Origin of the sequence: Variovorax sp. YR566, assembly GCF_051992195.1 — a bacterium.
GTDB lineage: Bacteria > Pseudomonadota > Gammaproteobacteria > Burkholderiales > Burkholderiaceae_C > Variovorax.
In genome coordinates, this window is sequence record NZ_CP197092.1 from 2,283,176 (window position 1) to 2,303,658 (window position 20,483).

Consider the following 20,483-nt stretch of genomic DNA (forward strand, 5'->3'; position numbering starts at 1 on the left):
TGCTTGCGCTTCGTCTTACTTGTCGAGTACCCAGACCGTCGGCAGGCCGGCCCAGAGTTTGTCCAGCCCCTTGAGGCTGGCGCGCGCGGCGAACGCGGCCGAGTACTGGCCCGCGTTGATGTACGGCACGGCTTCGTAGGCGCGGCGCTGGAAGGCGTCGAGCAGCTCCTTGCGCTTGGCCGGCACAGTCTCTTTCAGCCATGCGGTGCGCAGCTCGTCGAGCGGCTTGTCGCAGGGCCAGCCGGGCAGCGTGTTGCCGCACGCCGCGCCCAGGTAGGCGTTGGCGATGGGCGAGTTGGCGTCGAACTCGCCGGCCACGGTCACGTACATGTTCCAGCCGCCCGCGTCGGCCGCGTCGCGCTTGGCACGGCGCGCGCCGATGGAGGCCCAGTCCATGCTCTGCGCATCGACGTTCAGGCCGATGCTCTTCATGGTCTGCGCGGCCATAAGTGCCTCTGCGTTGAGGTAGGGCACGTCGCTGGGCACCATCAGCACCACCTTTTCGCCCTTGTAGCCGGAGGCTGCGAGCAGCTGCTTGGCCTTGGCCACGTCGGCCTTGCGGTAGGGGTCGGCGCCGGCGGCCGTGTCGTTGGGGCTGCCGCAGATGAAGTAGGTGGCGCAGTAGGCCATGCGCATGTCCAGCGGGAAGCCCATGGCCGCCACGAAGCGTTCCTGGCTCACGGCCTGCAGCAGTGCCTGGCGCACCTTCGGGTTGTCGAAGGGCGGATGCAGCTGGTTCATCACCAGGAAGCCCTGGTAGGTGCCGAAGGCGCCGATCTTCACGCTGGTGTCGGTGCGCAGCGGCGCGATGTAGTCGGGAGGCAGTTGTTCGATGAGGTCGACCTCGCCGCGCTTCAGGGCGGCCACCGCGCTGTTGGCGTCGGGCAGGTAGAGCCATTCGACGCGGTCGAAGTTGCTCTTCTTGCTGCCCGACAGGCCGCTCGGCGGTTCGCTGCGCGCCACATAGTTGGGGTTGCGCACGAACACCGTCTTGTTGCCCGGCACCCACTCGTCGCGCTTGAAGATGAAGGGGCCTGAACCAAGCACCTCGGTCAGCGGCGCGGTGGCCGGCATCTTGGCCAGCCGCTCGGGCAGGATCACCGGCGGAAAACCCGAGGGCTTGGCCAGTGCCTCAAGCACCATGCCGAAGGGCTCGTTGAGCGTGAGCGTGAAGCTGCGCGCATCGGTTGCCTTCCACTCGGCGCCGCTCGCCACCATTGCGCGGCCCAGGCTGTCGCGTGCGGCCCAGCGCTGCAGCGAGGCGATGGCGTCAGCCGAGGTGACGGCGCTGCCGTCGGAGAACTTGAGGCCCGGGCGCAGCGTGAAGCTCCACTGCTTGCCGTCTTTCGAGGTCGTGTACTTGTCGACCATCTGCGGCTGGGGCTTGCCGCTCGAATCCTGCGCGAACAGCGTGTCGTAGACCATGTAGCCGAAGTTGCGCGAGATGTACGCCGTGGTGAAGGTCGGGTCGAGGATCTTCAGGTCGGCGTGCGCCACCACCTTCAGTGTCTTGGGAGGCGGCGTCTGGGCGAACGCCGGGAGAGAAAGCACCAGGGCAGCGAGGGCGGCAAGCGTTCGTCGTTTCATCGTCGGTTCTCCGGTCGAGGGCGAAGGAAAGAAAAAGAGGAGGTCAGGCGGCAACACCGATCGGCCACTTGGGCAGGCGGGCCTTGCGGTACGGCAGCGTGTTCAGGTCGAGCGTCACGGCGCCCGGTGCGCCCGCGTAGATGACGTGCTTCGCCACCTTGGAGTACGACGCGTAGAAGTGCTGCGACGACTTCACGACGATGATCTTCTTCGCGGCGAGGTCGCAGCCCAGCTGCGTGAACAGGTCGGTGCCCATTGCCTGGTTGCGCAGCGTGATCAGCACGATCTCGATGCCGTTCGCCTCGATCAGCGCGCTGTCGCCCATCAGTGTGGGCGTGCCGGCCAGGCCCGTCATCACCAGGTCGTGCTTCAGCGCCTTCACGGTGCAGTCGAGGTCCAGCGGATCGCCAGAGAGCGGGCTGATCTTGCCGCCGATGCGCATCTGCAGCCTGGCGCCCACGCCTGCGTCGAATGCGATGCGCACCGCGATCGGGTCCCACAGCGGGCCCAGCGCCGCGTTGGTGATGCCGCGCTCGACCATGCGGCGCAGGATGAAGGTGGAGTCGCTTGCCGCGCCGCCGCCGGGGTTGTCCGCACCGTCGGACAGCACCACCGGGCCGCCGTCGAAGGCCAGTGCTTCGTCGAGCGAGGCATCGATGCTCGGGTAGTTCACCGTGAGGCCGTCGCGCATGGCGATGACTTCGTCGGCGAGCTGGCGCGCAAGAGCGTCGGCCTGGGCCTGGTTGCCGTCTGTGTAGACCAGCACCTTGGTGCCCATCTCGGGCACGTCGCCCCAAGAGAAGCCATGCGTGAGCGAGACCGACAGCACGCCGTTCTCGCCTTCGAGCGACTGCATGCGCTCGACGAAGCCGCGCGCCGGCTGGCGCGAGGTGTGGACCGTGACGATCATGTCGCAGTCGACCACCGCGGCCACCGGCTTGACCTTGCCTTCGACCATGGCGGCGCAGATGTCCACCAGCTCCAGCCCGCGCTCGAGCACGTCGGTGTGCGGGTACTCCTTGAACGAGATCATCAGGTCGGAGTTCTGGACCATCGCGGGCGTGAGGTGGTTGTGCGGGTCGAGCTCCGCGCCGATCACCACGCCGGGCCCGACGATCTGCCGCACGCGCGCCAGCAGGTCACCTTCGCAGTCGTCGTAGCCGTCGGCCACCATCGCGCCATGCAGGCCGAGCAGCACCATGTCGACCGGCAGCACCGCGCGCAGGTCGGCCAGCAGTTCGTCGCGCAGCGTCTCGTAGGCGTGGCGCGTGGTGGTGCCGCTGGGCTGTGCGCCGGCCACCATGCCTTCGAAGAGCGTCCAGCCCTTGTCGGCGCCGCGCATGCGTGCGGCCCACAGCGGGCCCGAGAACAGCGTCATCGCTTCGGGGTGCTTGCCGGCGGGGAAGTAGCCGCGGTCCTTGAAGGAGGCGAGGCCGGTTGGCATCGGGCCGAAGGTGTTGGTTTCGGTGGCGAGGGAGGCACTGAAAACGCGCATGGTGATGTCTCGTGGAGTGGGATGTTTTTCTGTGTGTGGCTGCGCTCAGGCCGTGGCCGTGCGCAGCCGCTGCGGGCCCAGCATCTCGGCCGTGAGCCCGAAGGAGGCGATGCGCTCCGGCAGCGGCAGTCCGCGTGCCAGCGCGGCGCAGGCCTCGCCCATGGCGGCCGAGGTCTGGATGCCGTAGCCGCCTTGCGCCGCCACCCAGAAGAAGCCGGGCACGCCGGGCTCGAAGCCGCCTACCAGGTCGCCGTCGGCCACGAAGGATCGCAGGCCGGCCCAGGTGCGCGTGGGGCGGCGGATGGCGAGCGTGGTCGCTTCCTCGATGCGGTGCATGGCGATGGCGATGTCCATCTCCTCGGGCTGTATGTCCTGCGGCTCGACCGGGTCGGCATTGGCCGGCGAGCCGAGCAGCATGCCGGCGTCGGGCTTGATGTACCAGCCCTCGTCTGCGCCGAACACCATGGGCCAGTGCGCGACGCTCTGGCCTTCGGGCGGCGCGAAGATGAAGGCCGAGCGCCGGCGCGGCTCGATACCCAGCGGCGGCACGCCCGCCATGCGTGCGACGGTGTCGACCCATGCGCCCGCCGCGTTGAGCACCACGGACGCCTCGTACACGGTGCCGCCGGCCTCCACGCGCCAGCGTTCGCCCACGCGTTCGATGGCCGTGACACCGGCATCGCACACCAGCTTGCCGCCGGCGCGCCGCATGCCGCGCAGGTAGCCCTGGTGGATGGCGTGCACGTCCATGTCGGACGCATCGGGTTCGTACACCGCGCCCATCACCTGCTCGGGGCGCAGCGCCGGCACCATCTCGCGGGCCTGCTCGCCGCTCAGGCGCGAGGCGCCGGTGTCCATGGCGCGCAGCACCTCCCAGTGGGCTTCGAGCTCGGCCATATGCCCGGCGCCCGCGACCATCATCGCGCCGCGCGGCGTGAGCAGCGGGTGCTCCGAGAAGCCTTCGGGCGGATGTTCGAGGAAGGCGCGGCTCGCCATGGTGAGGGCGCGCACCTGCGGCGTGCCGTAGCTTTCCATGAAGAGGGCGGCCGAGCGGCCGGTGGAGTGGTAGCCCGGCTGCGACTCGCGTTCGAGAAGGATCACGCTGGCATGCGGTGCGAGCCAATGGGCCACCGAAGCCCCGGCGATGCCGCCGCCGATCACGAGGAAATCTGCCACGACGGGCGTTGGGGTGCTGGAAGTCATCGGCAAAAAGTGTAGGTAGAAATTTGCGGATACGCAAATTGATTTGGTGGCACCAAGGGGAAACCATGGTGCACCGCTTCGGTGAAATTTGCGTCAACGCAATTTGCGTATACGCAACTTCCGCGCCTGCGTCACGCGGTTTGGCATGGATGGCGCACCGCCCGGCTGGCAGAATCCACTTGCATCACAAGAGAAAGCCAAGCGTGAATCCACACACAGGGACTAGGACGGCAACGAAGCCGAAGGACGAGCCGCCCACGCTGGACCGCACCACTTTCGGTCATCGCCTGCGCAGCGCGCGCAAGCGTTTCGGCTGGACGCTGGCACAGCTGGCCGAGCGCTCGGGCGTGTCGATCACCACCATCTCGCGCGCCGAGCGCGGGCAGCTCGCGTTGGGTTATGAAAACTTCACCGCGTTGGGCCGTGCGCTCGAGATGGACATGAACGCGATGTTCGCGGGCGCAGGCGTCAAGCCCGCGCAGCTCGACGGGCCGGTGGTCACGCGCGCGGGCAAGGGCGTGGTGTACCGGGGGCTGTCGATTGCCTACGAGTTCCTCGGCACCACGGCGGCGGGCAAGCAGATGAGCCCCATCGTCGGCACAGTGCATGCGCGGCGCATCCACGGGCCGGAAGACTTCGTGCGGCATGCGGGCGAAGAGTTCGCCTATGTGCTGTCGGGCGAGATCGAGGTGCACTTCGACAACGGCGAAGTGCTGCACATGGCGCGCGGCGATTCGCTGTACTTCGACAGCCGCCTCGGCCATGCGTACATCAGCGTGAGCCGGCAGCTCGCGCGGATCGTGGGCATGACCATCGGCGAGAGCCGGCACATGCAGTCCGCGCGCGAGGGCGAGGCGCGCAAGGCGCCGGCGCCGGCCAAGCCTGCGGCACCCAAGACCGTGAAGGCCAAGGCGCCAGCAAGCAGAAAGGGCACCTAGCCCCTCAGGAGAAATACGCGGGGTAGTCCGTGCCGTCCAGGCCCGGCACTACCGCCTTCAGCGGGTCGTTGCCATTGCCCTGCAGCTGGTCCGCCGCGTAGTCGGTGACGCACCCTGCCAGCAACTGCCGCGGGTCTTCGAGGATCACGCGCATGCGGGTGTTGAGCGCATGCCAGTCCTCCGGTCCGCCGATGGCGGGCATCTCGCTGACTTCGGTGGTGTCGGGCTGCAGCACCGGCCGGCCGCCGCGCCCGGGGGCGAAGCGCGGGTAGCCCTCGTACATCATCGGCCCCAGGTCGCTCATGGCCCGCGTGGCCCACCAGAGCTTGCGCATCGGCGCCTCGTGGGCAGACACGGCCGCCAGGTCGACGGGGTAGGTGAAGGTGGGCGCCGGTGCATGCGGTGCGATGTACACGCGCTCCAGCGGCAGCGCATGGTGCGACGAGGCGAGGATCATCGAGCACACGGCGTTGGTGCTCCAGGTAACGCCCGCGGTGGGGCGGCCCTGCCTGCCCACGATCAGCACCATTGCGTTCGCCCAGTCGATGCGGTGGCGCTCGAACCATGCGATCACGCGGTGCCCGGTGTCCAGGCCGACAAGGAAGAAGGTGGCGATCATCACCTTGTTCATCGGCACGCTCGCGCCGATGGCATCGCCCGTGGCTTCGAGGTAGTGCGTGCGCAGGTCGGCGGCAGTGAGGGTCTCGGGGTGGGCGAGGGCACGCGCGATGTAGCGCTCTGTGACTTCGCAGGCGTAGTGCACCATGTTCGCGATGGCCGTCTCGCGGCCCCGATAGGCGGGCACTGCGATGTCGTCGCGCCAGAGCGCCACGCTGTTGGCTTCGCGCGCGGCCACGGTGGCGGCGAGCAGGCGTTCGGTTTCGCCGCGCCACAGCGTGCCTTCGGGGTCGAGCTCACGCAGTCGCACCAGCGAGGCCAGCGCGGGGCCAAGGTGCGACACCGCTGCCAGCTCCTTGAAGCCGCGCGTCGTGAGCCGGTAGCCCTCGACCTCAGGCGGCCTGCCCCTGCCGGGAAACAGGATGAAGTCGGCCGCCGTGGCAACGATCAGCGCCGCGTCGGGCGCGGCCTCGGCGGTGGCGTGCGTCATCTTCGCGCCGATGCTGTCGGCGCTCGCGGTGTAGGTCTCGAAGAGGCGCAGGAACTCGGGGCTCTGGAAATTCGGGTTTGCCGTCATGGTGGCTCCTGTCTATGCGCCGAGCCGGTACACCTTGCTCGGCGTGCGAAAGCGGATGTCGGCGCCGAGGCTGTTGGTCACCACCAGGTAGGCGTGGCCGTTGTCCTCGAAGGCGCAGGCGTCGGTGCCGCCGGAGGTCGGAAACTCGCGCTGCGGCACCAGCTTGCCGTCGGCGAAGCGGTAGCCAACCGAGGTCAGCGAGGTAATGGGTGCCTCGCGGCTGCCGAGCAGAAAGTTGATCTGCACCAGCTCGCCACCCTGCGCATCTTCGCGCCAGACAAACTCGCGCCCGCCGGGGCCGCTCAGCGTCTGGTGCGCGACGAAGCCTGTGCCGTTCCAGCGCAGAAGCACGGTGTCGTCGTGCAGGCAGGCGAAGGCCAGCCAGGCCTCGCCCTGTGCCTCGAAGAACTGGAAGGCGCGGCCGGTCTTGCCGTCGAGCAGCTGGAAGTCTTCGAAGCGCGTGCCGCTCCACAGCATGACGCGCGAGCGCGCCACGTGGTCGGCATAGGCCAGGAAGCGCTGCCCGCCGATCTCGAAGGACGCGAAGTTGTAGCCCCAGGTCGAGTCGATGACCTGGAACTCGGCGAAGCACTCGCCGTTCCATTCGTAGATGGCCGACTTCGACGGATTCCGGGCCTCGGTGCCTTCCATCGCCACGCCTTGTGCGAGCGCCAGAAAGTGGCGTTCGCCGATGGTGAAGTGCGTCCATTGCTTGGCCGCGAAAGTGGGCACGCGCTGGAACTCGGTGAATGCGCCGTCCTTCAGTTCGAAGATGACCGAGTCGACATTGAGCTCGTATGGGCCGGCACCCGACTTGAGGCTGGCAGTGGCCAGGAAGGCGCGGCCGCCGATCTCGAAGAACTCCGCGTCTTCTCCACCTGGCACGGGCAGTCGCGTGTGCGGCACGAAGGTTTCGTCCTGCCAGCGGTACACCAGCGCATCGATATCGCTGTTGCCCACGGTGATCATCGCGGGCTGCCCCGGCACGTCGACTGCGAGCTGCGGCACCACGAGGTAGCGCGTGCCGCCGTGAATGAAGGTCTCCGCTGCGCGCGCGCCGGAGGTGTCGAGGTCCTGGATGTTTTTCATCGCGGTCGTTCTTTCGTTCGGCATGCGCACCTTACTGCGGAATCGGCGCAAAGCCGAACAGCCGCGCCGGGTTGTCCACCAGGATGCGCTGGCGCGCCGGTGCGTCGGGCGCCCACGGCGCGAGCAGGTTCAGCAGCTCGCCGGTGTCGCGCGCGCCGTTGGGAATGTGCGGCCAGTCGCTGCCCCAGATGGTGCGTTCGGGCAGCGCCTCGACGATGGCGTGCGCCAGCGGGCGCAGCTTCTCGAAGTTGCCGTCCTTGGCCACGCGGTAGGGGCCGGAGAGCTTCATCCAGCCGCGCCCGTCGGCCAGCACCCGCAGCAGGCGGTCGAAGTCCTGCCGCGTGAGACCGTCGCTCTCGAGCATGTAGCCCATGTGGTCGATGACGAAGTCGGCATCGATGTCGCCCAGGTACGGAATGAGGTCGCGCACCACCCAGCCCGGCGTGTAGAACTGCAGGTGCCAGCCCAGAGTCTTCGTCATGCGCACGCTGCGCTGGATGTACTGCACCAGCTCGGCGGTCGGCAGGCCCGAGCGCAGGAACAGGTCGAGCCGCAGGGCGCGCACGCCGCGGCGGTGCATGTCGTGCAGCGTGTCTTCGGTGACGCTGTCGTCCACCATGGCCACGCCGCGCGCGCGCTCGCCGGCGATGTCCAGGGCGTCGAGCATGCAGCGGTTGTCGGTGCCGTAGAAGCTGGGCTGCACGATCACATAGCGCGCCAGGCCCAGCGACTCGCACATGGCGTCGAGCTTGGTGAGCGGGCCGTCGGGCAGCGTGTAGTGCGGCTGGTCGACGTGCGGATAGCGGTCTTCGCTTTCGAACACGTGCACGTGCGAGTCGCAGGCGCCGGCAGGCACGGTGAAGGCGGGGCGCGCCAGCGTTTCGGGCGCGCGCATGGGCGTGGAAGTGAGGATCTGGGAACTCATGGTTTCGAAGGAAAAAAGATGAAAGGAAAAAATCGATGAAGGCTCATTCGAGCGAGATACCGCCGGCGGCAATCAGCCGGCGGTTGCGCTCGAGTTCGGCGGCGACGGTGCGGCGCATCGTCTCGGCGTCGGGCGTGACCGGCGCGAAGCCCTGCGCCTCGAGTGCCTTGAGCGTCTCGGGCCGGGCCAGCACCTCGCGCAGCGCCGCAGTGGCACGCTGCCGCGCAGCCGCCGGCACGCCTGCCGGCAGCACGATGCCGACCCACGAGCGGTAGGTGTAGTTGCGCAGCGCGTCGATGCCGGTCTCCGCAAAGCTCGGCACCGCGGGCAGCGCAGCCCAGCGGGTCGATGCCGTGGCGGCGAGCGCCCGCGCGCGGCCGTTTGCCACGAAGGGCACGATGGGCGAAGTGACGTAGGCCATCATGTCGACTTCGCCTGCGATCAGCGCATTCATCGCCTGCGCCTCGCCCTTGTAGGGCACGTGCCGCGCCGTGATGCCGAGCGTGTGCAGCAACTCCTCGGTCTGCAGGTGCAGGCTGGTGCCGACGCCGAAGGAGCCGTATGTCAGCGCGCCGGGGTGTGCTTTCGCATAGGCCACGAGCCCTGGCATGTCGGTCACGGGCAGGTCGGCGCGCACCGCCAGCACGCCGTCGTTGAAGGCGACGATGCCGAGCGGATCGAAGTCCTTGAGCGGGTCATAGCCCGCCGCCTTGTCGACCACCGGATTGACCGATGCGATGGAAGGCGAGACCGCAATCAGCGTGTGGCCGTCGCGTGCGGCCCGCAGAGCCGCCTGCACGCCGATCTTGCCGGCGGCCCCGCCCTTGTTCTCGACCACCACCGGTTCCCCCAGCACGGAAGACAGGCCCTGCGCCACGATGCGGGCGACGCGGTCGATGGGTCCACCCGGCGGCGTCGGCACGACGAGGGTCGTCGCTCCTTGTGCAACCTGGGCGAGCACAGGGCCGGGCAAGGCCAGCGTTCCGAGCAGCAGCGCGAGCACGGCGCCTGTGCGGCGCAGGACTGCTTCAGCGCACGACCGCATCGCCGTTCTCCACACCGACCGAACTCAACGCCTTCGCGACGCGCTCGTGTGCGGCGGCCAGCAGCATGTCGGTGTCGATGCCGGTCATGAGGAAAGGTGCTGCACCACGATGTACCAGCTCGGCCGAGTAGGCCGCGTCGGCGATGCCGCCGATGGCGAGCGGCTTTCCCACGCGCAGGCAGGCGGCCAGCGCAGTCTCGTGCGCGGCGCGTACCAGCGGGTGCTTGAAGTCACCGGCCACGCCCAGCTCGGCGCTCAGGTCGTTGGTGCCGATGCCCACGATGTCGATGCCCGGCACCGCGGCGATGCGCTCGATGTTCTCGATGCCCAGCGGGCTTTCGATCAGCACCTTCAGCGCGGTGGCCCGGTTCATGGCGACGTTGAAATCCGCCGCGGCCATCTTGCGGTAGCCCACGTGCGGCAGCGTGCCGATGGCCGAGCGGTGGCCCAGCGGCGGAAAGCGGCAGGCGGCCACGAGGTCTTCGGCCTGTGCCACGGTCTCGATGCGCGGCGCGATGATGCCGCCCGCGCCGCCGTCGAGCAGCCGGCCGATCACGCCGTACTCGCGCTCCGGCACACGCACGAAGGGCATGAGGCCGATGTCCATTGCGGCGGCACAGATCTGCACGGCCGCGTCGATGGCGATGCTGCTGTGCTCCAGGTCCACCCAGATCGCGTGGTGGCCGCTGGCCTTGGCGATGCGTGCGATGTCGGGCGTGCGCGAAGCGCGGATGCCCAGTGCCGCCACCGGCAGGCGCTGGCGCAGGCGGCTCACGACGAGGTTGGTCGATGCGGCGTCGGCGGACGCCGTTGCGCTGTCTTGCACCATGCGGGTTCTTCCTTTGTCTCTGTGGTTGTAAAGGTGTGAAGGGATGCTAGAGAATGGGTGTCATATCCGGAAATACCGGATTCGGATTGCATTCGATACGCTGGAGATATCGTGGAACTTCGACACCTGCGCTACTTCGTTGCCGTGGCGGAAGAACTCAACTTCACCCGCGCCGCGGAACGCCTCTACATGGCACAGCCGCCCCTGAGCACGCAGATTCGGGGGCTCGAAGAAGAGCTGGGGGTGCAGCTTTTCGAGCGCGACAAGCGCCGCGTGTATCTCACGCAGGCCGGGAGGCACTTTCTCGACCGGGCGCGCACCATCCTTGCCTCGGTGCAGAGCGCGAAAGACGAAGTGCAGAGCGCCGCAGCGGGCGAGGTCGGCAAGCTCAACGTGGGCTTCACCGCTTCGTCGATGCTCACGACGGCGCTGCCATCGGGCATTCGCCAGTACCGCGCGAGCTTTCCGGCGGTCGAGCTGCAGTTGCGGGAAATGGCGTCGATGCATCAGCTCGACGCCATCAATGCCCGCGAGCTAGACCTTGGCGTGCTGCGCAAGCCCAACGTGAGCATTCCGGTGGGCGTGACCATCGAGGAGTGGTACTCGGCGCCGCTGGTCGCGGCGATGCCGCAGCAGCACGTGCTCACGCGCGGCAAGGGCATCCACATCCGCGAACTGAAGGACGTGCCGCTGATCGTCTATCCGCGCGACGCGGGCATCGGCCTGTACTGGAAGGTGCAGGAGCTGTGCGCCAGGGCCGGCTTCCGCCCGGCGGTGATGCACGAGACGCGCGAGGCCTCGACCATGGTCGGGCTGGTGGCGGCGGGTTTCGGCGTGGCCATCGTGCCGGCCGACACGCAGTGCATCCAGCTCGAGGGGGTGCTGTACAGCCGCATCCTCGACAAGGACGCGGTGTCGAGCCTGTACCTGGGCTACCGCGATGCGGACGCCAATCCGCACCTGGAGAGCCTGTTGCGGCTGTTGCGCGGCACGCAGGTCGCGTCGAGCCGCAAGCGCTGATGACGATCTGTCAGCCGCGCGGCTTGCGGTACGCGATCCAGCCCAGGGCGGCCGCCGCGATGAAGGCCGGGATCGCGGCGAGCAAGAACAGCTGCCCCCACGGCAACTTCGCACCCACCAGAAGGCCGCCGACCAGCGGCCCCACGATGGAGCCGATGCGGCCGACGGACATCGACAGCCCCACCCCGGTTGCGCGCACGCTCGCCGGGTAGTAGTGCACGCACAGCGCGGGGATGTTCATCTGCCCGCCGATCACCAGCAGGCCGATGGCGAATACCAGGCAGAAGGCGGCGACCTCGCTGCCGACGATGTGAAAGCCGAAGAAAGGCACGAGCGCGGCGCCCAGCGCCAGGCATAGCGCCACCGGTCCAAAGGGGCTGCGCCGCGCCACCACGAAGGACATGGCGAAAGCCCCAGCCACGCCGCCCACGTTGAGCATCACGCCGGCGAGCGCGGAGCGCTGCGGGCTCATGCCGTTCATGGCGAGCACGCTGGGCGTCCAGCTCAGCAGGAAGTAGCTGACCAGCAGGATCATGAAGGCGGCGGTGGCGATCAGCACCGTGCCGGGGCCGCGTCCTTCGGCGACGAGTTCGGCCAGTGGGCGCCTGGCATGGGCGGGGCTTGCGTCCGCTGCCGTGGTGCTCGTGCGCCCCGACTCGGATATTGCGAACACCAGCGGCAGCAGCGCCAGCGCCAGTGTGCCGCCGCCGATGAAGATGCCGCGCCAGCCCACCGACTGCATCAGCGCCGCCGTGATGGCGCCACCGGCCACGGCCCCGATGGGAAAGCCCAGGAACATGCGCGAGACCGTCGCGCTGCGTTGGTCCGGATGCGCATGCTCGGCCGCCAGCGCCGAGATGGTGGGAATCGCGCCGCCGAGGCCGATGCCCGAGAGAAAGCGCCACAGCATCAGCTGCTCCGGGCTGGCCGATGTCGCGCTCAGCAGGATGAAGCCGCCTGCCACCAGGATCGAAGCAAGCAGCAGCCGGCGCCTGCCGAAGCGGTCGGCCGCCGCACCCACGGTGAGTGCGCCCACCACAGCGCCCGCGAAGCTCACGGCGAACACCTTGCCGAAGGCGCCAGGCGGCATGCCCCATTCCCTGGAGATGAGCGGTGCGACGAAGGACAGCATCAGCGTGTCGTAGCCGTCGATCAATGCGATCAGGAAGCAGACGACGATCGAGAAGCGGCTGGCGTAGGGGAGGGCGCGTGGCGGGCGGCTGGCCCCGGCGAGTGGAAGCGATGACATGTTCTTGTCTCCTGATGGATGCAGCTGCTCTTTGGCGCTGATGCGGCCGATGCTAGGAGCCGCCATGCATATCCACAAATACATTTTCCGGAATGCATTGCGGTAGCTTTTGCGTATGGAGCCCTGCGGCGGACCAGTCGGGCAAACCCTGTCGTTGCCGTGTCTCCGATTTGCTCGCCCGGCACGAGCGCGTGGCTATGCTGTGTGCCGTCATTCACTCCCGAGAAAAACACCATGACTTTGCGTTTGTCCTCCTTCCCGCTTCGCTCCATGGCCCTGGCCTGCGGCCTCGCGCTCGGCGCTGTCGCCGGCGCGCACGCCGCGCCCGATGCGAAGCTGCTCGCCGCCGCCGAGAAGGCGCAGCCCGCGGTGATCGACAACCTCAAGGAGATGGTGCTGATCGAATCGGGCAGCCTCAACGTCGACGGCCTGCTCAAGATGGCCGACGTGGTGGAAGGGCGCCTGAAGGCCGCCGGCTTCAAGACCGAGCGCCGCAAGGCCACGGCCGGCGCGGGCGCCGACCTCGTGATCGGCACCATCAAGGGCACGGGCAAGCGCAAGATCATGCTGCAGGGCCATATGGACACGGTGTATTCACCGGGCATCCTGAGCAGCCAGCCCTACAAGGTCGACGGCAACCGTATCTACGGCCCCGGCATAGCCGACGACAAGGGCGGCCTGGCCGTGATGATGGCCTCGCTCAAGATCCTGGCCGATGCCGGCTGGCGCGACTACGACACGCTCACTGTGGTGATGAACCCCGACGAGGAAGTGGGCTCGGTCGGCTCCGGCGAGCTGATCGCCACGATGGCCGACCAGCACGACACGGTGCTGTCGTTCGAGCCGACGGTGGCGAAGTCGGTGGTCAAGGGCGAGTCGCTGCTGCTGGGCGCGGCCGGCATCGCGCAGGCCACGATGGAAGTGAAAGGCCGCGCAGCACACGCCGGCGCGGCGCCCGAACTGGGCCGCAACGCGCTGTACGAGCTGTCGTACCAGATGCTGCAGACCAAGGATCTCGCCAAGGACATCCCCGGCGTTACGCTCAACTGGACCGTGGCGCGCGCCACGGGCCCGATCAACCAGATCACCGAGAAGGCGCAGGCGCTGGGCGACATCCGCATCACGCAGCCCGGCGCCGAGAAGAAGCTCAACGAGGCGCTGCAGGCGAAGATCGCGGCCGGCAAGCTGATTCCCGACACCGAGATCACGGTGAAGGTGGAAGTGGGTCGCCCGGCCTTCATCGCGGGCGACAAGGGCCGCGCGCTGGCCGAGAAGGCGCAGGCCATCTACAAGGAAATCGACCGCGACCTTGCGCTGACGCCGATGACCGGCGGCGGCACCGACGCGGGCTATGCGGGTCGTTCGGGCAAGGCGACGGTGGTCGAGAGCTTCGGTCTCGCGGGCTTCGGCTACCACGCGCGCGACGAGTACATCGAAGTCGACTCGATCGTGCCGCGCCTCTACCTCGTCACGCGGCTGCTGACCGAGATCGGCAAGAACTGATAGACGCCGCCCGGCGGCGCGGGCGCGCTACTGCTGTTGCTGTCCGGGCTCGCCGGGCCGTCCCGGTGGGCGCCGCGCCGCGACCGCAGCCGCTGCGGCCGCGCGCTGTTGCTGCTGCTGGGCCTGCTGTTGTTGGTGCTGCTGCTGTTGCTGCTGGCGCTGGATCTGCTGTTGTTGCTGCTGCGCCTGTTGCTGGGCACGGGCCTGCTGTTGCTGCATCTGCTGCTGACGTTGCTGCTGCTGTTGCTGCATCGCCTGTTGCTGCATCGCCTGTTGCTGTTGAGCGCGCGCGGCTTGCTGCTGTGCCTGTTGTTGCGCCTGCTGCTGGCGGCGTAGCTGCTCCTGCTGGGCTTGCTGCTGCTGCCGGGCCTGGTTCTGGGCCTGCTGCTGTTGCGCCTGTTGGCGCTGGACCTGCTGTTGCTGTTGTTGGGCCTGCTGCTGCGCACGGGCCTGTTGCTGCGCCTGCTGTTGCTGCTGCATCTGCTGGCGGCGCGACTGCTCTTGCTGGGCCTGTTGCTGGCGCTGTTGTTGCTGGCGTTGCTGTTCCTGTACCGCCTGCTGCTGTTGGCGCTGCTGTTGCTGCGCCTGCTGTTGGGCCAGCTGTTGTTGTTGCGCTGGTTGGGCTTGCTGGCGGCGCGCAGGGTCTTGCTGCTGCTGGAGCCGGGCCTGGCGTGCCTGCTGCTGTTGCTCGCGCGCTTGCTGTTGTTGCTGTTGTGCCTGCAACTGCTGGGTCTGCTGCTGCGAACGTTGCTGGGCTTGTTGCTGCGCCTGCTGCTGATGCATCAGGGCTTGCTGCTGACGGACTTGTTGTTGCTGCTGTTGTTGCGCAAGCGCCGCCTGCTGCTGTTGCTGCTGGCGTTGTTGTTGCTGTTGCTGTTGCTGTTGCTGCGCGAGCAGGGCTTGCTGCTGTTGCGCAGGGCCCGGGCCGGCCGCGAAGTTGGGTGGCGGTGCCCCCGGCGGCAGCGCGCCGCGCGGTCCGCCATTGTTGTTGTAGACATTGCGCACGTTGTTGTTGACCACCGTGGTCGAGCGCGAGATGTAGGTACTGTTGTTGTAGACCACGGCCGGCCGGGCGAAGGCTGGCTGCACGGCGGGGCCACGATCGCGGTCACGCCCGCGCGGCGCGCCCCAGTTCATGTTCCATGAGTGCCAGCCCCAGTCGTGCCGCTCCAGTGCGGCGCCCACGATCACGCCGGCTCCGAACGCGAGCGCACCCGCAGCCGCCACCTGGCCGCCGCTGTAGCCCCGCGACACCACCTCGACCGGCGGTGCATAGGCATAGCCGGGATAGATCGGCTGCGGATCGCCATAGATGACCTGCGGGTCATAGGCCGGCACGTACACCACGTCAGGCTGCACGGGCTCGATGGTGATGAACTGCGGCGGCGGCTCGATCACCGCGGGGCCTGCGTACATGGGTTGCATGTCCGGCGAGGGCGCGTAGTTCTGCGGCGGCGCGGCGCTGGCCACGCGCAGCTTGTCGTTGTTCTTGAGGCGGCCCGCCTTCGATGCGCGCTGGCGCATGACCTGGATCGCGTTCATCACATCGGCCGGGTCGTTGTAGTAGGCCTGCCCGAGCGCCTCGGTCCACGGGATGTTGCCGGCCATCTGGTCGATGACTGGGCGGAATGCGGTGAGCGACTTCACGCTCGGGTCCCAAGGCTGCTGGTTGGCTGCATCGGACAGCGGACCGGCCTTGAGGTTGCGGTTCTGCGCAAGCCATTCGTGCGCGGCGGTGATCTGCTCGGGGTAGGTGGCACCGGCCAGGATCTGGGCTACCAGCTTGTCGGGGTAGAGCGCGATGGGCGCGACCATCTGGTAGAGCTGCTCGGCGGCGGGCGGCGTGTAGGCAGCCTGCACCGGAGCTGCGGCAGGGGCCGGTGTCTGCGGCACCGAGGGCGCGGGAATGGTGGTTGCCGGGTCGGTGGCGGCGGCAATGGGCGCGGCAGCCGGCGTACTGGGGGTCTTGTCGCAGCCTGCGAGGACGAGGGCGCCGATGCACAGCGAGATCGTCAGCAGTCGTGGAGCGAGGGGGAGATTTTTTGTCATCTGGAGTTCCATGAGGACGCCGGCGTCGTGCCCGGAACTCTTTCAACGGTGCGCGGCAGCAGGCGATGACAAAGCCTGCGCCGTGGATGCAACGGTCTGTGTCGGTGGTGCGCCGTCAAACCTGTCGGCGCAGAACCACACGGCAGGGAGGCCGCTGCCTCCCGCGCTGCTGCGTTGCTGCTACTTGGCGCCGCCCGTGTACTTGGTGACGCTGGCGGCGCTCACGTGGTAGCCGCTCACGCCCATCATCGAGTCGTTGCGCAGGGTCTGCAGCTTGCCGGTGACCCACACGGTGTCCATGGCGCGGAACTTGGCGCCCTTCTGCGGCACCACGTGCAGGATCTGGTTGGCGGGCGGCGGCGGCGTGTGGATGCAGGCGCCGAAGTAGGGCACCAGCAGGAACTCGGTGACTTCGCCCTTGGCCTCTTCGAGCGGCACGATGAAGCCCGGAATCTTGACTTCGGTGCCATTCATCGCGGGGTTGGTCGGCGCGTTGTTCGACACCTCCTGCATCTTCATGAGCAGCTCGTTGGCGCGCGGGTCGCCATCGTCGAGTGCGCTCAGGTCCATGCCCTTGAACTCCTTGGCCGGGTCCCAGTCCTTGGGCACCAGTTCTTCCCAGGTGATCTGGCGAGGCTGGCCCGGTGCGGCCTTGGCGGCGGCGGGTGCTGCAGCCTTGCCACCCAATGGGTTGGTGGCGGTGGTGTCCTTGGGCGCGGGCTCGGCGGCCCAGGCGGCGGCTGTGAGGCCGGCACCGGCGATCAGCATTGAAAGCCGGATGAAAGCTTTGCTCTTGGACGTCGTGTGTGCAATGGGCATGGTTCAAATCCTCGGTGAGAGGCCATCGGCAAGGGAGAGTCGGTAGGCGCGGATGCCAGGCAAGAGGCTTGCCAGCCATCCAGCGACCAGCAGGCTTGCCATGAGCAACCATTCGTTCAGTGTAGGTTCTGAAAGGCTCAATGTCAGCCCGAACTGTGCCTGCAGCCATGGCGAGAGCAGGGCGATGCCGAGCACCGCCATCACCACGCCGAAGGCCACGCCCAGCACGGTGACCATTGCGCCTTCGAGTGCGAGCAGCGCCAGCACGTGGCGCAGGCCTGCGCCCACGGCGCGCAGCACGGCGAGTTCGCGGCGGCGTTCGTTGAGGCCGGCCATCACCACAGACACCAGCCCCGCAAGGCTTACCAGTGCGACCAGCGCCGACATCAGCAGCAGCGCGTTCTCGCCGATGCCGATCACGCTCCACAGTTCGTCGAGTGCCACACCGGGCAGGATGGCCATCAGCGGCTCGCCGGTGTAGGTCGAGATCCAGCGCTGCACGCCGAACACGGCAGCCCGGTTCTTCAGGCCCACCAGCGCGGCCGTCACGTTCTTGGGCGTGAGGTCGAACTTGCGCACCTGCTCGGCCGGAATGTGCACGCCCGGCATCGGCGCGCCGCCCACCCATTCGAGGTGGATGGCTTCCATGGCCGCGAGGCCGATGTGCACCGTGCGGTCGACCGGCGTGCCGGTGCGCGCGAGCACGCCGACCACGGTGAAAGGCTTGTCCGCATGCTCGGCCACGTTGAGCTCGCCGCTGCCGTGCGCGAGCGTGATCTTCTGGCCCACGTGGTAGCCGAGCTTGTCGGCCACTTCGGCGCCAACTACAGCATCGAACAGTTCGCTGAAGGGCTTGCCCTCGCGCAGCTTCAGCGTCTGCTTGTCGCCGTAGCGGAAGTGCGTGAAGTAGTCGGTGGAAGTGGCCAGCACTGCGAAGCCGCGATGCGAATCGCCGAGCGACAGCGGCACCACCCAGTCGACGCCCGGGTGCTCCGACAGCGCCTGCACGCTCTTCCACGAGATGTTGTTGGTGGCCGCGCCGATGCGGAACACCGAGTACAGCAGCAGCTGCGTGGAGCCGGTGCGCGCGCCCACGATCAGGTCGGTGCCCGAGACGGAGGATGCGAAGTTCTCGCGCAGCTCGGTGCGGATGCGTTCGACACCCAGAAGAAGAAAGGTCGACAGCGCGATCGAGAACACCGTGAGTGCCAGCGTGAAGCGGCGGTTCCAGGCGCTGCGCCAGGCAATCGAGAAAAGTGCTTTCATGCGTCCACCGCCATTGCGCTGGTGGCGGCGCGATTGATCTCGGGCAGCAGCACGTGTCGCACAAAGCGCTGCGCGATGCGCTGGTCATGGCTCACGAACACGAGCGCGCTGTGGTTCTCGGCGCAGGCCGTCAGCAGCACGTCGAGAAAGGCTTCGCGCCGGTCTTCGTCGAGTGCCGAAGTGGGCTCGTCGGCAATCACCACTTCGGGCTGGCCGATGAGCGCGCGCGCCGCGGCCACGCGCTGCTGCTGGCCGACCGACAACTGCAGCGCCTGGCGCTTCCACAGGTTGCGGTCGAGGCCCATCTGGTGGAGCAGGTGCTCGGCCTCGTCGCGCGAACTGCCGTTGCGTGCGGCATTTGCTTCGCGCCGCTGCGAGAAGCGGCAGGGCAGCAGTACGTTGTCGATCACGCTCAGGTACGGAAGCAGGTTGAACTGCTGGAAGATGTAGCCCACGTGCGCCACGCGGCTGCGGTCGCGCGCTGCGCCCGAGAGCTTGGACCAGTCGTGTCCCAGCAGCGTGACGCGGCCTTCGTCTGCCACCAGCACGCCGGCCAGCAATGACAGCAGCGTGCTCTTGCCACAGCCGCTCGGGCCATGCAGGAACACCGATTCGCCTGCGGTGATACGAAAGGCCTCGATGTCGATGCACGGCGTTTTCACGCCGGGCCATGCGAAGCGCAGCGCTTCGGCTGCGAGCACGACGCGCAAGGGCGACGACTCTGCCTCGGGATGGGTACTCACAGCGTTACTTGCCCCAGCTGAGCCGGGCGGGCTGGCTTGCCTGCGCGCCGGCCGGGCGCTTGAGCTGGCGCTTGAACTGGCCCTGCGCCGTGGCAATCTGCGAGTCGATCTGGCGCAGGCCCTTGAACACGCTGAACAGGTTCAGGTCGATGAACTTCGCGGCGGCCGCGTTGGTGCAATTGAAGGAGAAGGTGGCGTCGAGGTCGGCATGGCCGACGGGCTCGCTCGGATCGGGGTTGCCCAGGCCCAGTGCGCCGGAGCGCAGGTCGACCGGGCCGAGCTTGCAGTTGGCGGCCGGATCGACGATGAAGAGCTTGTCGGCCGCGCGCAGCTGCGCAACTGCTTCCTCGACGAGCTTCTTCTCGGCGTCGGTCTTGGGTGCGCGTTCGAAGCCGACGATGTTGTCGAGCGGCGACTCCATGTCGATCACCACCGTGGGGCCGTCGACGGCCACGTCGAGCTTGAGCTGGCCGTGCACGTGGGCGTGCTGCTGCTGGGCCTGTGCGGTGAGGAACGGGGCGGCCGCGAGGAGGGCGGCGGCGATGGCGAGGCCGGTGGTGCGGCCAAGGCTTCGGGAACGTCGATTCGTCGTCGTCAATGTCATGGTTCAGCGCCTTGCCGGGTCGGCAGCCCCGGCGTGTTGCTCCATTCGCTCCAGCTGCCGGCATAGAGCGCGGTCGTCCCGAATCCCGCGATCTGCATGGCGAGCAGATTCGGCACGGCGCTCACGCCGCTGCCGCACTGGTGGACGACTGTCGCCGCGTCGCGTCCCGCGAGCAGCGCTTCGAACTCGGCACGCAATTGCGATGCCGGCTTGAATTTGCCGTCGGGGCCGAGGTTGTCGGCGAAAGGCCGGTTGAAGGCCCCGGGGATGTGACCGGCAATCGGGTCCAGAGGTTCCACCTCGCCGCGGTAACGTGCACCGGCGCGTGCGTCGATCAGGTTCTGGTCAGGCTGGCCGAGCCGGCGCACCACGGTGTCGGTGGTGACGAGCTTCGCAATCGGCTCGCCCATGACGAAGTTCGACTGGAAGCGCGCGGGCTCCTCGCTACTCGTGACTTCGCCGCCAGCGGCCTGCCAGGCCTGCAGGCCGCCGTCGAGCACGGCCACTGCGTCGTGGCCCATCCACTTGAGCATCCACCACAGGCGGCCGCAGTAATTGGCGCCGTTGCGGTCGTACACCACGGCCTGCATGCCGTTGGCGAAGCCGATGCTCGAGAGCCAGGCCGCGAACTTCTCGCGGCTGGGCAGCGGGTGGCGTCCACCCGAGGCGGGCAGACCGTCTTCCTGCGCCACGACCACCTCGCCGTGCGCGCCGGGGGCGCCGTGCTTCGCGCTGAGGTCGGTGTCGAGGTTGGCGTACAGCGCGCCCGGAATGTGCGCGGCCGCGTATTGCTGCGCGCCGCTCTCGGGCTTCATGAGGTCGAAGGTGCAGTCGAACACCATGAGAGGCGTATCCGTCGATTGCAGCTTGCGGAGTTGTTCGACGCTGATGAGGGTGGTGTACATGGTGTGTGTCCTTCTCTGG

General features: G+C 68.0%; 18 protein-coding genes. 3 read left to right on the forward strand and 15 right to left on the reverse strand.

Going from position 1 to position 20,483, the window contains the following annotated elements; translation table 11 throughout:
• Positions 1-15 precede the first annotated feature (15 nt).
• Genes ACTG4X_RS10595 through ACTG4X_RS10605 form a run of 3 tightly spaced genes read right to left on the reverse strand, consistent with a single transcriptional unit; the run spans position 16 to position 4,285 of the window.
• Positions 16-1,587, reverse strand: a complete 1,572-nt coding sequence (locus ACTG4X_RS10595; RefSeq protein WP_440533762.1) for an ABC transporter substrate-binding protein — start codon at positions 1,585-1,587, stop codon at positions 16-18.
• 43 nt (positions 1,588-1,630) lie between these two features.
• Positions 1,631-3,082, reverse strand: coding sequence for a M81 family metallopeptidase (locus ACTG4X_RS10600; protein ID WP_440533763.1), 1,452 nt, complete (start codon positions 3,080-3,082; stop codon positions 1,631-1,633).
• A 45-nt stretch (positions 3,083-3,127) separates the two neighbouring features.
• Positions 3,128-4,285 (reverse strand): NAD(P)/FAD-dependent oxidoreductase, encoded by a 1,158-nt coding sequence (locus tag ACTG4X_RS10605; RefSeq protein WP_440533764.1) that lies wholly within the window; start codon positions 4,283-4,285, stop codon positions 3,128-3,130.
• A 203-nt stretch (positions 4,286-4,488) separates the two neighbouring features.
• Between ACTG4X_RS10605 and ACTG4X_RS10610 the strand changes: the two genes are divergently transcribed.
• Positions 4,489-5,223: a helix-turn-helix domain-containing protein gene (locus ACTG4X_RS10610; RefSeq protein ID WP_440533765.1), complete on the forward strand. Its 735-nt coding sequence runs from the start codon at positions 4,489-4,491 to the stop codon at positions 5,221-5,223.
• A gap of 4 nt (positions 5,224-5,227) precedes the next feature.
• On the opposite strand, the gene ACTG4X_RS10615 is transcribed toward ACTG4X_RS10610, so the two are convergent.
• The 5 genes from ACTG4X_RS10615 to ACTG4X_RS10635 are packed head-to-tail and all read right to left on the reverse strand — an operon-like array spanning position 5,228 to position 10,306.
• Positions 5,228-6,418 carry a DUF5624 domain-containing protein gene (locus ACTG4X_RS10615; RefSeq protein ID WP_440533766.1) on the reverse strand — a complete coding sequence of 397 codons (1,191 nt, stop codon included), beginning with the start codon at positions 6,416-6,418 and terminating at the stop codon, positions 5,228-5,230.
• A 12-nt stretch (positions 6,419-6,430) separates the two neighbouring features.
• Positions 6,431-7,507, reverse strand: coding sequence for a hypothetical protein (locus tag ACTG4X_RS10620; RefSeq protein ID WP_440533767.1), 1,077 nt, complete (start codon positions 7,505-7,507; stop codon positions 6,431-6,433).
• Between the two features lie 31 nt (positions 7,508-7,538).
• A complete protein-coding gene (locus tag ACTG4X_RS10625; protein ID WP_440533768.1) occupies positions 7,539-8,432 on the reverse strand; it encodes an amidohydrolase family protein in 894 nt (297 codons plus the stop codon).
• 43 nt (positions 8,433-8,475) lie between these two features.
• On the reverse strand, positions 8,476-9,477 hold the full coding sequence (locus ACTG4X_RS10630) for a Bug family tripartite tricarboxylate transporter substrate binding protein (RefSeq protein WP_307615769.1): 1,002 nt from the start codon (positions 9,475-9,477) through the stop codon (positions 8,476-8,478).
• Positions 9,461-10,306, reverse strand: a complete 846-nt coding sequence (locus ACTG4X_RS10635) for an HpcH/HpaI aldolase family protein (protein ID WP_093171971.1) — start codon at positions 10,304-10,306, stop codon at positions 9,461-9,463. Before ACTG4X_RS10635 ends, ACTG4X_RS10630 begins: the two co-directional genes overlap by 17 nt.
• Positions 10,307-10,417: 111 nt before the next feature.
• Here ACTG4X_RS10635 and ACTG4X_RS10640 point away from each other — a divergent pair, with 111 nt between their 5' ends.
• Positions 10,418-11,326 carry a LysR substrate-binding domain-containing protein gene (locus ACTG4X_RS10640; RefSeq protein ID WP_218132210.1) on the forward strand — a complete coding sequence of 303 codons (909 nt, stop codon included), beginning with the start codon at positions 10,418-10,420 and terminating at the stop codon, positions 11,324-11,326.
• Positions 11,327-11,336: 10 nt separating this feature from the next.
• On the opposite strand, the gene ACTG4X_RS10645 is transcribed toward ACTG4X_RS10640, so the two are convergent.
• A complete protein-coding gene (locus ACTG4X_RS10645) occupies positions 11,337-12,575 on the reverse strand; it encodes an MFS transporter (RefSeq protein WP_176928698.1) in 1,239 nt (412 codons plus the stop codon).
• Positions 12,576-12,809: 234 nt separating this feature from the next.
• Here ACTG4X_RS10645 and ACTG4X_RS10650 point away from each other — a divergent pair, with 234 nt between their 5' ends.
• Complete coding sequence (locus ACTG4X_RS10650) at positions 12,810-14,078, forward strand: M20/M25/M40 family metallo-hydrolase (protein WP_440533769.1); 1,269 nt, start codon at positions 12,810-12,812, stop codon at positions 14,076-14,078.
• 27 nt (positions 14,079-14,105) lie between these two features.
• On the opposite strand, the gene ACTG4X_RS10655 is transcribed toward ACTG4X_RS10650, so the two are convergent.
• The 6 genes from ACTG4X_RS10655 to ACTG4X_RS10680 form a co-directional block, all read right to left on the reverse strand.
• Complete coding sequence (locus ACTG4X_RS10655; RefSeq protein ID WP_440533770.1) at positions 14,106-16,127, reverse strand: DUF3300 domain-containing protein; 2,022 nt, start codon at positions 16,125-16,127, stop codon at positions 14,106-14,108.
• A gap of 180 nt (positions 16,128-16,307) precedes the next feature.
• Entirely contained in the window at positions 16,308-16,946 is a 639-nt protein-coding gene (locus ACTG4X_RS10660) for a DUF3299 domain-containing protein (RefSeq protein ID WP_093049955.1), read from the reverse strand.
• A gap of 3 nt (positions 16,947-16,949) precedes the next feature.
• Positions 16,950-18,212, reverse strand: a complete 1,263-nt coding sequence (locus tag ACTG4X_RS10665) for an ABC transporter permease (RefSeq protein ID WP_093049958.1) — start codon at positions 18,210-18,212, stop codon at positions 16,950-16,952.
• On the reverse strand, positions 18,209-18,955 hold the full coding sequence (locus tag ACTG4X_RS10670; RefSeq protein ID WP_093075356.1) for an ABC transporter ATP-binding protein: 747 nt from the start codon (positions 18,953-18,955) through the stop codon (positions 18,209-18,211). Before ACTG4X_RS10670 ends, ACTG4X_RS10665 begins: the two co-directional genes overlap by 4 nt.
• A gap of 4 nt (positions 18,956-18,959) precedes the next feature.
• The gene (locus ACTG4X_RS10675) at positions 18,960-19,559 is read right to left on the reverse strand and encodes a DUF2796 domain-containing protein (RefSeq protein WP_093049964.1); all 600 of its coding nucleotides are present in this window, start codon (positions 19,557-19,559) and stop codon (positions 18,960-18,962) included.
• On the reverse strand, positions 19,556-20,464 hold the full coding sequence (locus tag ACTG4X_RS10680; protein ID WP_440533771.1) for a sulfurtransferase: 909 nt from the start codon (positions 20,462-20,464) through the stop codon (positions 19,556-19,558). The genes ACTG4X_RS10675 and ACTG4X_RS10680 overlap by 4 nt, the downstream gene beginning before the upstream one ends.
• Between the last annotated feature and the right edge of the window lie 19 nt (positions 20,465-20,483).

Bases quoted from the DNA above. Each gene is read 5' to 3' on its own strand.
- ACTG4X_RS10660 (WP_093049955.1), bottom strand. From the start codon at position 16,946: ATGCCCATTGCACACACGACGTCCAAGAGCAAAGCTTTCATCCGGCTT.
- ACTG4X_RS10615 (WP_440533766.1), bottom strand. From the start codon at position 6,418: ATGACGGCAAACCCGAATTTCCAGAGCCCCGAGTTCCTGCGCCTCTTC.
- ACTG4X_RS10635 (WP_093171971.1), bottom strand. From the start codon at position 10,306: ATGGTGCAAGACAGCGCAACGGCGTCCGCCGACGCCGCATCGACCAAC.
- ACTG4X_RS10620 (WP_440533767.1), bottom strand. From the start codon at position 7,507: ATGAAAAACATCCAGGACCTCGACACCTCCGGCGCGCGCGCAGCGGAG.
- ACTG4X_RS10675 (WP_093049964.1), bottom strand. From the start codon at position 19,559: ATGACATTGACGACGACGAATCGACGTTCCCGAAGCCTTGGCCGCACC.
- ACTG4X_RS10680 (WP_440533771.1), bottom strand. From the start codon at position 20,464: ATGTACACCACCCTCATCAGCGTCGAACAACTCCGCAAGCTGCAATCG.
- ACTG4X_RS10595 (WP_440533762.1), bottom strand. From the start codon at position 1,587: ATGAAACGACGAACGCTTGCCGCCCTCGCTGCCCTGGTGCTTTCTCTC.
- ACTG4X_RS10605 (WP_440533764.1), bottom strand. From the start codon at position 4,285: ATGACTTCCAGCACCCCAACGCCCGTCGTGGCAGATTTCCTCGTGATC.
- ACTG4X_RS10650 (WP_440533769.1), top strand. From the start codon at position 12,810: ATGACTTTGCGTTTGTCCTCCTTCCCGCTTCGCTCCATGGCCCTGGCC.
- ACTG4X_RS10645 (WP_176928698.1), bottom strand. From the start codon at position 12,575: ATGTCATCGCTTCCACTCGCCGGGGCCAGCCGCCCGCCACGCGCCCTC.
- ACTG4X_RS10665 (WP_093049958.1), bottom strand. From the start codon at position 18,212: ATGAAAGCACTTTTCTCGATTGCCTGGCGCAGCGCCTGGAACCGCCGC.
- ACTG4X_RS10600 (WP_440533763.1), bottom strand. From the start codon at position 3,082: ATGCGCGTTTTCAGTGCCTCCCTCGCCACCGAAACCAACACCTTCGGC.
- ACTG4X_RS10625 (WP_440533768.1), bottom strand. From the start codon at position 8,432: ATGAGTTCCCAGATCCTCACTTCCACGCCCATGCGCGCGCCCGAAACG.
- ACTG4X_RS10630 (WP_307615769.1), bottom strand. From the start codon at position 9,477: ATGCGGTCGTGCGCTGAAGCAGTCCTGCGCCGCACAGGCGCCGTGCTC.
- ACTG4X_RS10655 (WP_440533770.1), bottom strand. From the start codon at position 16,127: ATGACAAAAAATCTCCCCCTCGCTCCACGACTGCTGACGATCTCGCTG.